At 70.2% G+C, this 12,815-nt stretch carries 8 protein-coding genes; all 8 read right to left on the minus strand.

Features of this window, described 5'->3' with window-relative positions; genetic code table 11:
- Positions 1-254: 254 nt before the first annotated feature.
- Positions 255-1,235 (minus strand): DNA-binding protein WhiA, encoded by a 981-nt coding sequence (whiA, locus tag ACY3FI_RS08630; protein ID WP_462547128.1) that lies wholly within the window; start codon positions 1,233-1,235, stop codon positions 255-257.
- 74 nt (positions 1,236-1,309) lie between these two features.
- Positions 1,310-2,212 carry an RNase adapter RapZ gene (gene rapZ, locus ACY3FI_RS08635; protein ID WP_462547129.1) on the minus strand — a complete coding sequence of 301 codons (903 nt, stop codon included), beginning with the start codon at positions 2,210-2,212 and terminating at the stop codon, positions 1,310-1,312.
- A 102-nt stretch (positions 2,213-2,314) separates the two neighbouring features.
- Positions 2,315-4,378: an excinuclease ABC subunit UvrC gene (gene uvrC / locus ACY3FI_RS08640; RefSeq protein WP_462547130.1), complete on the minus strand. Its 2,064-nt coding sequence runs from the start codon at positions 4,376-4,378 to the stop codon at positions 2,315-2,317.
- On the minus strand, positions 4,379-7,429 hold the full coding sequence (gene uvrA, locus ACY3FI_RS08645) for an excinuclease ABC subunit UvrA (RefSeq protein ID WP_462547131.1): 3,051 nt from the start codon (positions 7,427-7,429) through the stop codon (positions 4,379-4,381).
- A gap of 48 nt (positions 7,430-7,477) precedes the next feature.
- Positions 7,478-8,419, minus strand: a complete 942-nt coding sequence (locus ACY3FI_RS08650; protein ID WP_462547132.1) for an SDR family NAD(P)-dependent oxidoreductase — start codon at positions 8,417-8,419, stop codon at positions 7,478-7,480.
- On the minus strand, positions 8,409-10,481 hold the full coding sequence (gene uvrB, locus ACY3FI_RS08655) for an excinuclease ABC subunit UvrB (RefSeq protein WP_462550330.1): 2,073 nt from the start codon (positions 10,479-10,481) through the stop codon (positions 8,409-8,411). Before uvrB ends, ACY3FI_RS08650 begins: the two co-directional genes overlap by 11 nt.
- A gap of 96 nt (positions 10,482-10,577) precedes the next feature.
- Positions 10,578-11,189 carry a dephospho-CoA kinase gene (gene coaE, locus ACY3FI_RS08660; protein WP_462547133.1) on the minus strand — a complete coding sequence of 204 codons (612 nt, stop codon included), beginning with the start codon at positions 11,187-11,189 and terminating at the stop codon, positions 10,578-10,580.
- A 94-nt stretch (positions 11,190-11,283) separates the two neighbouring features.
- Positions 11,284-12,753: a 30S ribosomal protein S1 gene (gene rpsA / locus ACY3FI_RS08665; protein ID WP_462547134.1), complete on the minus strand. Its 1,470-nt coding sequence runs from the start codon at positions 12,751-12,753 to the stop codon at positions 11,284-11,286.
- Between the last annotated feature and the right edge of the window lie 62 nt (positions 12,754-12,815).

Genomic DNA, 12,815 nt, shown 5'->3' on the forward strand with positions numbered 1-12,815 from the left:
GATCTCCTGTTGGGTGTGGAGCGCCCAGGGGGCGCTGCTTTCGGAGTCGGGGGCCCGTCGGGCCCGCGTGTGGTGGACGATACGCCCCGTAACGTCGCCGTAACGACCCTAGCAGTCGGACACTGCGCGACCGCGCCGGATGACGGTCCGTCCGGACGGTCCCGCGGGCGGCGGTGGACCCGCCCCGGAACGGACTGGAGGCGCGGTGCCAGCTGGCACCGCGCCTCCAGTCCGTCGGGCGGGAACGTGCGGGACTACGCCCCCTCGAGCTCCTCGGGCACGCTGGCCTCGGTGCCCGGCACGCCGGTGTCGACGGCCTTCTTGTCGGCCATCGCGAGCAGGCGGCGGATGCGACCGGCGATGGCGTCCTTCGTCATCGGCGGGTCGGCGTGCTGGCCGAGTTCGTCGAGCGAGGCGTCGCGGTGCTGCAGACGGAGGGAGCCGGCGTACTTGAGGTGGTCGGGGACCTCGTCGCCGAGGATCTCGAGCGCACGCTCGACCCGGGCGCACGCGGCGACGGCGGCCTGCGCCGAACGGCGGAGGTTGGCGTCGTCGAAGTTGACGAGGCGGTTCGCGGTCGCGCGGACCTCGCGGCGCTGGCGCATCTCCTCCCAGTCCGCGGTGGTGCGCGCGGCGCCCATCGCGGTGAGCATCTGGCCGATGGCCTCGCCGTCGCGGATGACGACGCGGTGCACGCCACGGACCTCGCGGCCCTTCGCCGCGATGCCGAGACGGGACGCGGCGCCCACGAGCGCCATCGCGGCCTCGTTGCCGGGGCAGGTGACCTCGAGCGCGGCCGCCCGGCCGGGGTCGGTCAGGGTGCCGGAGGCGAGGAAGGCACCGCGCCAGACGGCGGCGAGGTCCTCGCGGTTGCCGGTGGTGAGGCGGTTCGGCAGCCCGCGGACCGGGCGGCGGCGAGCGTCCATCAGCCCGGTCTGGCGCGCGAGGGTCTCCCCCGCCTCGAGCACGCGGACCAGGTAGCGAGTGCCACGTCGCGACGACGCCGAGGAGCCGACGCTCGCCTCGGAACGGACGCCGTAGAGCTCCGCGAGGTCCTTGCGCACGCGGTGCACGATGATCCGGGTGTCGAGCTCGACCTCGACGGCGATCCTGCCGGAGATGACGTGCAGGCCGCCCGCGAACCGCAGGATGGTCGCGAGTTCGGCGGCGCGGACCGTGTTGCGGTTCACGACGACCCTGGCCAGTTCGTCCTTGACCTCGGCAGTCAACGGCACAGCATCATTCCTAACGTTTCTTCTGGTGGGGTCCGCGGGTCCGGCGCACGTGGGAGGAGCGGCCGGAGGGACGGTCACTCCCGGCCGAGATCTCGGTTCTTCACACGCACGGCGACGCCTGGCATCCCCCGGAGGAGACTCGCCAACTCGGCGACGATGGCGACCGAGCGGTGCTTGCCGCCGGTACAGCCGATGGCGATCGTAGCGTGTCTTTTGTTCTCGCGCTGGTAGCCCTCGAACACCGGCTCGAGCACGGAGGCGTACCGGTCGACGAACGGACGGGCCCCGGCCTGGGCCAGCACGTAGTCCGAGACGGGCTGGTCGAGCCCCGTGTGCGCGCGGAGTTCGGGCACCCAGTAGGGGTTCGGCAGGAACCGCACGTCGGCCACCATGTCGGCGTCCGCGGGCAGCCCGTACTTGAAGCCGAAGCTCATCAGCGTGACCTGGACCCCGACGAAGTGGTCGTCGGCGAACCGCTCGGTGACGGTGTTCGCGAGTTGGTGGATGTTCAGGTCGGAGGTGTCGATGACGACGTCGGAGGCCTCGCGGAGACCGGACAGCCGGGCTCGCTCACGACCGATGCCGTCGAGGAGCGTGCCGTCCTCCTGGAGCGGGTGCGGTCGGCGGACCTGCTCGAAGCGTCGCACCAGGACGGCGTCGGTCGCCTCGAGGAAGAGCACCCGCACCCGGGCGGACGTGGTCGAGCGGACCTGCTCGACGGCCTGCTCCGGGTCGGTGAAGAACCGACCGCCGCGGACGTCGACCACGGTGGCGATCTTCGGGATCTTCTCCCCCGCACGGTCGGCGAGCTCGGTGAGCGGCCCGAGCATCTGCGTCGGGAGGTTGTCCACGACGTACCAGCCGAGGTCCTCCAGCGCCTTGCCGACGGTGGACCGGCCGGCACCGGACATGCCGGTGACGATGAGGATGTCGTGCTGCTGCGGCGATCGGGTCGTCGTCTGGGCGCTGTCGGTCATCTGGGAGTGGGCTCCGTCGTGGCGGCCCGGGCGCGTCGCCCGGGGAGGTCTCGGCTGCGGGTCCAGGCTATCGCCCGGACCGCTCGGGAGGCGCGGTGCACGTCAGGCCGGCAGGTGCGGACCGTCGCCGGTCACCGCGGGGACCGTGGCTGGGCCGTCTGCGCGGCTCGCCTCGTCCGTCGCGGGCTCGTCCGGAGACGCCGCGCTGGCGGGTTCCGGCGCGCTGGCGAGGTCGGGCGCACTGGCCGGGCTCGGCGCGCTCGGCGTGCTCGTCGGGACCTTCGCGAGCTTCGTCACGACGGCAGCCGCCGTCGCCGGACCGACACCGTTCACCTCGCCGATCTCCTCCGCGGTCGCCTCGCGCAGCCGGGCGACCGACCCGAAGTGCTTCAGCAGTGCGTTGACCCGCGTCGGGCCGAGTCCGGGGATCTCGGACAGCTGCGACCGCACGTCGCGCTTCCGCCGGGTGCGCTGGTGGGTGATCGCGAACCGGTGGGCCTCGTCGCGGATCCGCTGGATGAGGAACAGCGCCTCGGAGTTCCGCGGCAGGATCACCGGGAAGTCGTCGTCCGGCAGCCAGAGTTCCTCGAGCCGCTTCGCGATGCCCACCAGGGCGATGTCGTGCACCCCGGCCTCGTCGAACGCCCGCTTCGCCGCCTGCACCTGCGGCTGCCCGCCGTCGACGATGAGGAGCTGCGGGCGGTAGGCGAAGCGCTTCGTGGGCTTCGAGCCCTCGACGACGTCGTCGCTCGTGACGTCCGGGACATCCGGCATCGCCGCGTCCTCGTCGAGCCGGGCCAGCCGCCGCGAGAGGACCTGGTACATGCTGTCGGTGTCGTCGGTCGTCTCGGCGATCGTGTAGCGGCGGTACTGGTCCTTCCGGGGCAGTCCGTCCTCGAACACGACCATGGAGGCCACGACGTTCGTCCCCTGCAGGTGCGAGATGTCGTAGCACTCCATGCGCAGGGGTGCCTCGGTCATGCCGAGGGCGTCCTGGATGTCGGCCAGCGCCGCGGACCGCGTCGTGTAGTCGGCACTCCGCTTGGTCTTGTAGAGCATCAGCGCCTGGGCGGCGTTCTGCGCGGCCGTCCGGGCGAGCCCGGCGCGGTCGCCCCGCTGCGCGGTGCTGAGCTTCGTGCCCCGACCACCACGACGCTCGCTGAGCCACTGCTGCAGTGCCTCGGCGTCCTCCGGCAGCTCGGGCACGACGACCTCGCGCGGGATGTCGTCGCTCGTCGCGTAGTTGCCCTGCACGATCTGCTCGACGAGGTCGCCCGTGCTGATGTCGAGCTCCTTGTCGACCACCCAGCCGCGGACACCCCGGATGCGCCCGCCACGCACCGAGAAGAGCTGCACCGCGGCGGCGAGCTCGTCCTCCGCGACGCCGAACAGGTCGAGGTCGACCGAGTCGCGGAGCACCACGGCGGACTTCTCGAGCACCGCCTCGAGCGCGCCGACCTGGTCGCGGTACCTCGCGGCCTGCTCGTAGTCCATGGCGTCGGCAGCGGCACCCATGCGCTGGCGCAGGGTCGTGATCACGCGACGGTCGTAGCTGCCCATGAACCGGACGAACTCCTCGACGATCGCGCGGTGCTCGGCGATCGTGACCTTCTGCGAGCACGGCCCCCCGCACTTGCCGATCTGCCCCGGGAAGCACGGCTTGCCCGTCTGCATCGCTTTCTTGTAGGACGAGTCCGAGCAGGTGCGGATCGGGAACACCTTGATCATCAGGTCGATGGTGTCGTGGACCGCCCAGATCTTCGGGTACGGCCCGAAGTACTTCGCACCCTTGATCCTGCGGTTGCGCGTCACCATCACCCGGGGCGACTCCTCGCCGAGGGTGATCGCCATGTACGGGTACGACTTGTCGTCCCGGAACTTGACGTTGAAGGGCGGATCGAACTCCTTGATCCAGGTGTACTCGAGCTGCAGCGCCTCGATCTCGGAGCCGACCGTGGTCCACTCGACGCTGCGCGCGGTGAGCACCATGCGGCGGGTGCGCTCGTGCAGGGTGCGCAGCGGAGCGAAGTAGTTGCTCAGTCGGGCCCGGAGGTTCTTCGCCTTGCCGACGTAGAGCACCCGTCCGGCCTCGTCACGCCACCGGTAGACGCCCGGGTCGGTCGGGATCTCCCCCGCCTTCGGCCGCCACGGCACGGTGTCCGCCACCTACCGAGCACCCGCCTTCTGCTTCGCGCCCTGCTTCGGCGCGGCCGCGCCGTGCTGCCGCTCCTGCCTCGCCTGCCGGGCACCGACGGCCTGCTCCTTGCCGACCCGCGCGTCCTGCGCGTCGAAGATCTCGCGCAGGAACACGCCGGTGTGGCTCTCCGGGACGTCTGCGACGTGCTCCGGGGTGCCGGTCGCGAGCACGGTGCCGCCGCCGGAGCCGCCCTCGGGGCCCATGTCGACGAGCCAGTCGGCGGACTTGATCACGTCGAGGTTGTGCTCGATCGTGATGACCGTGTTGCCCTTGTCGACCAGGCTCTGCAGCACGAGCAGCAGCTTCCGGACGTCCTCGAAGTGCAGACCGGTGGTCGGCTCGTCGAGCACGTACACGGTGCGGCCGTTCGAGCGTCGCTGCAGCTCGGTCGCGAGCTTCACGCGCTGCGCCTCGCCACCGGAGAGCGTCGTGGCGCTCTGGCCGAGACGGACGTAGCCGAGCCCGACGTCGACGAGCGTCGCCATGTACCGGTGGATCGCCGAGATCGGCTCGAAGAACTCGGCCGCCTCGCTGATCGGCATGTCGAGGACCTCGGAGATGTCCTTGCCCTTGTAGTGCACCTGCAGGGTCTCGCGGTTGTACCGCGCACCACCACAGACCTCGCACGCGACGTAGACGTCGGGCAGGAAGTTCATCTCGATCTTGATCGTGCCGTCACCCGCGCAGTTCTCGCAGCGGCCGCCCTTGACGTTGAAGCTGAAGCGCCCGGGCTGGTAGCCACGCGCCTTCGCCTCGGGCGTCTCGGCGAAGAGCTGCCGGATCCGGTCGAACACGCCGGTGTACGTCGCCGGGTTGGACCGCGGGGTGCGGCCGATCGGCGCCTGGTCGACGTGCACGACCTTGTCGAGCTGGTCGAGGCCCTTCACACGGGTGTGCTTGCCGGCGATGTGCCGGGCACCGTTGAGCTGGTTGGCGAGCACCTTGTAGAGGATGTCGTTGACGAGCGTCGACTTGCCCGAGCCGCTGACCCCGGTGACCGCCGTGAACACGCCCAGGGGGAAGTCGACGTCCACGTTCTTCAGGTTGTTCGCCCGGGCACCCTGCACGCTGATCACCCGCTTGTGGTTCACCGTGCGGCGCTCGACGGGCACCTCGATCGCCCGACGACCGGCGAGGTAGTCACCGGTGATCGAGTCGTGGTTGGCGATGATGCCCTCGTACGAGCCGGAGTGCACGACGTTGCCGCCGTTCACACCCGCGCCCGGTCCGATGTCGACCACCCAGTCGGCCGTCCGGATGGTGTCCTCGTCGTGCTCGACGACGATGAGCGTGTTGCCGAGGTCCTTCAGCTTCACGAGGGTGTCGATCAGTCGGCGGTTGTCGCGCTGATGCAGTCCGATGCTCGGCTCGTCGAGGACGTAGAGCACGCCGGTCAGGCCGGAGCCGATCTGTGTCGCGAGTCGGATGCGCTGCGCTTCGCCGCCGGAGAGGCCGCCGGCCCCACGCGCCAGGGTGAGGTAGTTCAGGCCGACCTCGAGCAGGAACTCGAGCCGGGCGCGGATCTCGCGCAGGACCGCGGCGGCGATGTGCGCCTCGCGGTCGGTGAGGGTCAGCTCCTCCATGAAGCCGTAGGCCTCGTCGAGGGCCATGTCGGTGACGTCCGCGATGCTCCGGCCGTCGACCGTGACCGCGAGGACCTCGGGCTTCAGGCGCGTGCCGTCGCACACCGGGCAGGGCACCTCGCGCAGGTAGCCCTGGAAGCGCTGCCGCTGCGAGTCCGACTCGGCCTCGGCGAACTTGCGCTCGATGTAGGGCATGACGCCCTCGAAGCCGCTGGTGTACCGCATCTCGCGGCCGAAGCGGTTCCGCCACGACACCGAGACCTCGAAGTCCTTGCCGGTGAGGATCGCCGCCTGCACCTTCGGGTCGAGCTGGTTCCACGGGGTGTCCAGCGAGAAGCCGAGCTCCTTGCCGAGGCCACCGAGGAGCTTCTCGAAGTACGAGTACAGGCCGCTCGTGCCGGTCCACGGCAGGATCGCGCCGTCACGGAGGGACGCCTCGGGGTCACCGAGCACCAGGTCCGGATCGACCGACATGCGCGTGCCGAGGCCGGAGCACTCGGGGCAGGCGCCGAACGGGGCGTTGAACGAGAAGGTCCGCGGCTCGATCTCGGTGAGGGCGAGCGGGTGGTTGTTCGGGCACGAGAGGTTCTCGGAGTAGGTCCGGACCGCACCGGGGCCCTCGTGGTCGACGAGGTCGATGCCCACCGTGCCGTTCGTCAGGCGCAGGGCGGTCTCGAGCGAGTCCGTCAGGCGACCGAGGATGTCGTCGTTCGCGACGAGGCGGTCCACGATCACCGAGATGTCGTGCTTGACCTGCTTCTTGAGCTTCGGCGGGTCGCTGAGCTGCACACGCTCCCCGTCGACGATCGCGCGGGCGTAGCCGGACGCCGCGAGCTCCTGGAAGAGGTCGACGAACTCGCCCTTCTTCTTCGAGACCACGGGTGCCAGCACCTGGAAACGCGTGCCCGACTCGAACTCCATGAGCTGGTCGGCGATCTGCTGCACGCTCTGCTTGCTGATCACCTCGCCGCACACGGGGCAGTGCGGCACGCCGATGCGCGCCCAGAGCAGGCGCATGTAGTCGTAGACCTCGGTGATCGTGCCGACCGTCGACCGCGGGTTCCGGTTCGTCGACTTCTGGTCGATCGACACCGCGGGCGACAGCCCCTCGATGAAGTCGACGTCGGGTCGGTCGACCTGCCCGAGGAACTGGCGCGCGTACGCCGAGAGCGACTCCACGTAGCGGCGCTGGCCCTCGGCGAAGATCGTGTCGAACGCCAGCGAGGACTTGCCCGAACCGGAGAGCCCGGTGAACACGACGAGCGAGTCGCGCGGGATCTCGAGGTCGACGTCCCGCAGGTTGTGCACGCGAGCACCCCGCACGCTGAGCGTCGAGGTGCTGTGCGGCGCCGTGCCGCCGGGGAGGTGGAGGTCTGCGGGCTCGCCGAAGGCGTTCCGGCCCGAGGTCGAGGTACCGCGGTCAGAGGTGATGGTCATCGCTGTCGATTGTACGAAGCGACACCGACATTCAGCCGCGCTCGGCCGTCACCCGAGTGCGTCGAGAGCGAACGCGACCCCCGCCGCACGCTCGCTGGCCGCCCAGAGCCGTGCGGCCTCGGTCCGGTCGTGGGCCCGCGGCTCGGCCCGGACGACGCTCGCCGGACCGCGGAGCTGCATCCATCCGGACGGCCCCCAGTACTGCCCCGACCGGACGTCCGCGCCGACGGCGGCGTGCACGAGCGGCGCCGCGCCGGCGTCCTTGCCCTGCACCACCGGGCGGAGCAGGGGCGAGCGGGCCGGGCGTACCCAGGCGGGCTCACGACGCGATGCCGTGATCTCCGGTCGGGCCGGCGCGAGCACGTCGAGTGCGAAGCCCGGGTGCGCGACGACGCTCGTCACCGGCGACCCGGCATCGGCGAGGCGTTCGGCGAGCTCGAAGCCGAAGAGCATCACCGCGAGCTTGCTCCGGCCGTACTGGCGGTGGTCGGCGTAGACCGGGCCGGCGCCGAGCGGGTCGTGGCGGTCGAGCCGTGCCCAGCGGTGCGCGATCGACCCGAGGTGCACGACGCGTCCGGCGCGCCGTTCGAGCAGCGGGAGCGTCAGCGCGGTCCAGGCGAAGTGGCCGAGGTGGTTCGTGCCGATCTGCAGCTCGGTGCCCTGTGCCGTCCGGTGGAGCGTCCCCGCGCCGACCACCCCGGCGTTGTTGAGCAGCGCGTCCACGCCGTCGGGAGCGATCCGTGCGAGGGTGTCCGCGGCCTCGCGCACGACGTCGAGGTCGGCGAGGTCGAGGTGCAGCAGCACGGTGTCGGCGCCGGCGACGTGCCGGTGGATGCTGCGCTCGGCCGCCGCCGCACGGTGCGGGTCGCGCGTCGCCAGCACGACCCGGTGTCCCGCCGCGGCGAGCTGCTCGGCGGCGTGGTAGCCGAGGCCGGCGCTGGCACCGGTGACGACGACCGTCCGCCGACCGGCGGCGGCGTCAGCGGACATGCCCGGCCGACTCCATCTGGCGCAGCGCCTTCTTGAGGTCCTGCACCTCGTCGCGGAGTCGTGCCGCGAGTTCGAACTTCAGCTCGGCGGCGGCCTGCAGCATCTGCTCGTTGAGGTCGGCGATGGTGGCCTCCAGCTGGGTGGCGCCCTCGCCCGCGATCCCGCCGCGCTTCAGGTTCGGCGTCGGGGATCGGCGCCCGTCTGCACCAGGGCGACCCTCGAGCAGCGCCTTCGTGTCGTCGTTCTCGCGCTGCAGCACCTCGGTGATGTCGGCGATCTTCTTCCGCAGCGGCTGCGGGTCGATGCCGTGCTCGAGGTTGTACGCCACCTGCTTCTCGCGGCGGCGGTCGGTCTCGTCGATGGCCTGCCGCATCGAGTCGGTCATCTTGTCGGCGTACATCAACACCTGGCCCGAGACGTTGCGTGCGGCACGACCGATCGTCTGGATGAGCGACGTCGACGAGCGGAGGAAGCCCTCCTTGTCGGCGTCGAGGATCGCCACGAGCGACACCTCGGGCAGGTCGAGACCCTCGCGCAGCAGGTTGATGCCGACCAGCACGTCGTACACACCCTGGCGCAGCTCGGTGAGCAACTCGACGCGCTTGAGGGTGTCGACGTCGGAGTGCAGGTACCGCACGCGGACGCCGGCGTTGCCGAGGAAGTCGGTGAGCTCCTCCGCCATGCGCTTCGTCAGGGTCGTCACCAGGACACGCTCGTCCTTCTCGACGCGCAGCTGGATCTCCTCGAGCAGGTCGTCGATCTGGCCGTCGCTCGGCTTGACCACGATCTCCGGGTCGACGAGGCCCGTCGGACGGATGATCTGTTCGACCACGCTGTCGGTGACGCCGAGCTCGTACTTGCCCGGGGTGGCCGAGAGGTAGACCTTCTGCCCCACGCGGTCGAGGAACTCCTCCCACGTCAACGGGCGGTTGTCGAGTGCGCTCGGCAGACGGAACCCGTGCTCGACGAGCGTCCGCTTGCGGGAGGCGTCGCCCTCGTACATCGCGCCGATCTGCGGCACGGTGACGTGCGACTCGTCGATGACGATGAGGAAGTCGTCCGGGAAGTAGTCGAGCAGGCAGTGCGGCGCCTCACCCGCGACGCGGCCGTCCATGTGCCGCGAGTAGTTCTCGATGCCCGAGCAGAACCCGATCTGCTCCATCATCTCGATGTCGAAGGTGGTGCGCATGCGCAGGCGCTGGGCTTCGAGCAGCTTGCCCTGCCCCTCGAGTTCTCCGAGCCGCTCGGCCAGCTCGACCTTGATGTCGGCGATCGCACGGTGCATGACGTCGGTGTCGGCGACGTAGTGGGAGGCCGGGAAGATCGACACCGCCGGCAAGTCGTCGATGACGTTGCCGGTGAGCGGGTGCAGCGAGGACAGCGCCTCGATCTCGTCACCGAACATCTCGATGCGGATCGCGTGCTCCTCGTACATGGGGATGATCTCGAGGGTGTCGCCACGGACCCGGAAGGTGCCGCGGGCGAAGTCGACGTCGTTGCGCTGGTACTGCATCGAGACGAACTTGCGGACGAGCTGGTCGCGCGGGATCGTCTGACCGACGTGCAGCGCCACAGAGGCGTTCATGTACTGCTCGGGCGTGCCGAGGCCGTAGATGCAGGACACCGTCGAGACCACGACGGTGTCGCGACGGCTGAGCAGCGAGTTCGTCGTCGAGTGCCGGAGCCGCTCGACCTCGGCGTTCACCGAGGAGTCCTTCTCGATGAAGGTGTCCGTCTGCGGGACGTACGCCTCGGGCTGGTAGTAGTCGTAGTACGACACGAAGTACTCGACCGCGTTGTTCGGCATCAGGCCGCGGAACTCGTTCGCGAGCTGCGCGGCGAGGGTCTTGTTGTGCGCGAGCACGAGCGTCGGGCGCTGCACCTGCTCGATGAGCCACGCCGTCGTCGCCGACTTGCCGGTTCCGGTGGCGCCGAGCAGCACGACGTCGGTCTCACCCGCGTTGATGCGTCCGGCGAGTTCGGCGATCGCCGCGGGCTGGTCGCCGCTCGGCGAGTACTCGCTGATGACCTCGAACGGGCGGACCGCGCGCGTGGGCTCGATAGACACTGCCATGCCGACAACGGTAGTCGGGACCCCTGACACCGGCGGCCCGTGATCGCCGTGGGCAGAACGCCCGTCGCGCCGCCGTGGGACGGCTCAGCGCCGCCCGGCGACGATGCGCTCCCAGACCTCGTCCGCCGACCGGACCGTCTCGTCCAGCGTCCCCGTGGCGTCGACGACGTGGTCGGCCAGGGCCAGGCGGTCCGCATCGCTGGCCTGCGCCGCCACGCGCCGCTCGGCCTCGTCACGTGCCGTCCCCCGGTGCTCGACCAGCCGCTCGACCCGCTGCGCCGCCGGGGCGTCCACCACGACCACCGCGTCGAACCGGAGCGGCCGGCTCCCCCGTGCCTCGGCGAGCAGGGGCACGTCGTAGACCACGACCGCATCCGGGTCCGCTGCCTCGGCCGCGTCGAACGCCGCCTGCGCCAGGCGCCACACCTCGGGATGGGTGATGGCCTCGAGGTCCTTCCGAGCCGCCGGGTCCGCGAACACGATCGCGCCGAGGGCCGGACGGTCGAGCGACCCGTCGGCCGCGATCACGTCCGGGCCGAAGCGCTCCCGGACGGCCGCGAGCCCGGGGCTGCCCGGCGCGACGGCCTGCCGTGCGAGACGGTCCGCGTCCACGACGACGGCGCCGCGCTCGGCCCAGCGGGACGAGACGGTCGACTTCCCCGCGGCGATGCCGCCTGTGAGTCCGATGATCTGCACCGACCCAGCGTACCGACGCCCGTGCCCCGGACGGCCGGAAGCCCGGCACCCCTTCGCAGGGGTGCCGGGCTTCCGGTGGCGGTGATCAGCTCGATCAGTTGGAGGAGCTGAGCTTCTCGCGGAGCGCCGCGAGCGAGGCGTCGTCGGCCAGGGTGCCCTGACCGTTCGACTCGCTCGTGAAGGACGACGACGACGACGAGGAAGCGCTGGCCGGGAGGTCGAAGCCACCCTGCGCCTCGTCGGCGATGGTCTTCGCGACCTGCGCCTTGTGGGCCTCCCAGCGGGACTGGGCGGCAGCGTACTGACGCTCCCACTCCTCGCGCTGGGTGTCGAAGCCCTCGAGCCACTCGTTCGTCTCCGGGTCGAAGCCGTCCGGGTACTTGTAGTCGCCCTTCTCGTCGTACTCCGTCGGCATGCCGTAGAGCGCCGGGTCGAACTCGGTGCCCTCCGGGTCCACGCCCTCGTTCGCCTGCTTGAGGCTGAGCGAGATGCGGCGACGGTCGAGGTCGATGTCGATGATCTTGACGAAGACCTCGTCACCGACGGACACGACCTGCTCGGCGAGCTCGACGTGCTTGTTCGAGAGCTCCGAGATGTGCACGAGGCCCTCGATGCCGTCGGCAACGCGGACGAAGGCACCGAACGGCACGAGCTTCGTGACCTTGCCCGGCGCGATCTGACCGATCGCGTGGGTGCGGGCGAAGACCTGCCACGGGTCCTCCTGCGTGGCCTTGAGCGAGAGCGACACGCGCTCGCGGTCCAGGTCCACCTCGAGGATCTCGACGGTGACTTCCTGACCGACCTCGACGACCTCGCTGGCGTGCTCGATGTGCTTCCAGGAGAGCTCGGAGACGTGGACGAGACCGTCGACGCCACCCAGGTCGACGAACGCACCGAAGTTGACGATCGACGACACGACGCCCTTGCGGACCTGGCCCTTGTGGAGGTTGTTGAGGAAGGTGGTGCGCGACTCGGACTGCGTCTGCTCGAGCAGGGCGCGGCGCGAGAGGACCACGTTGTTGCGGTTCTTGTCGAGCTCGAGGATCTTCGCCTCGAGCTCCTGGCCCAGGTACGGGGTCAGGTCGCGGACGCGACGCAGCTCGATGAGCGAGGCCGGGAGGAAGCCGCGGAGACCGATGTCGACGATCAGGCCGCCCTTGACGACCTCGATGACCGTGCCGGTCACGACGCCGTCGGACTCCTTGATCTTCTCGACGTCGCCCCACGCGCGCTCGTACTGCGCACGCTTCTTCGACAGGATGAGGCGGCCTTCCTTGTCCTCCTTCTGGAGGACCAGGGCCTCGACCTCGTCGCCGACCTGGACGACCTCGTTGGGGTCGACGTCGTGCTTGATCGAGAGCTCGCGCGAGGGGATGACGCCCTCGGTCTTGTACCCGACGTCGAGGAGGACCTCGTCGCGGTCGATCTTCACGACGGTTCCGGAGATCAGATCGCCGTCGTTGAAGAACTTGAGGGTCTTCTCGACCTCGGCCAGGAAGTCATCAGCCGAGCCGATGTCGTTGATGGCGACCTGCTTGGGAGCCTTGGTCGTGGTGGTTGTCATGTAGAGATTGCTCCGAACGGACATGAGTCGGGCCGTGACGGCGAGGGAGCGACCCCCTGGTC

This window comes from Curtobacterium sp. RM9 (assembly GCF_054956955.1).

Excerpts from the sequence above, each read along its gene's own strand:
- rpsA (WP_462547134.1), bottom strand. The coding sequence starts at position 12,753 with ATGACAACCACCACGACCAAGGCTCCCAAGCAGGTCGCCATCAACGAC.
- rapZ (WP_462547129.1), bottom strand. The coding sequence starts at position 2,212 with ATGACCGACAGCGCCCAGACGACGACCCGATCGCCGCAGCAGCACGAC.
- ACY3FI_RS08650 (WP_462547132.1), bottom strand. The coding sequence starts at position 8,419 with ATGTCCGCTGACGCCGCCGCCGGTCGGCGGACGGTCGTCGTCACCGGT.
- uvrA (WP_462547131.1), bottom strand. The coding sequence starts at position 7,429 with ATGACCATCACCTCTGACCGCGGTACCTCGACCTCGGGCCGGAACGCC.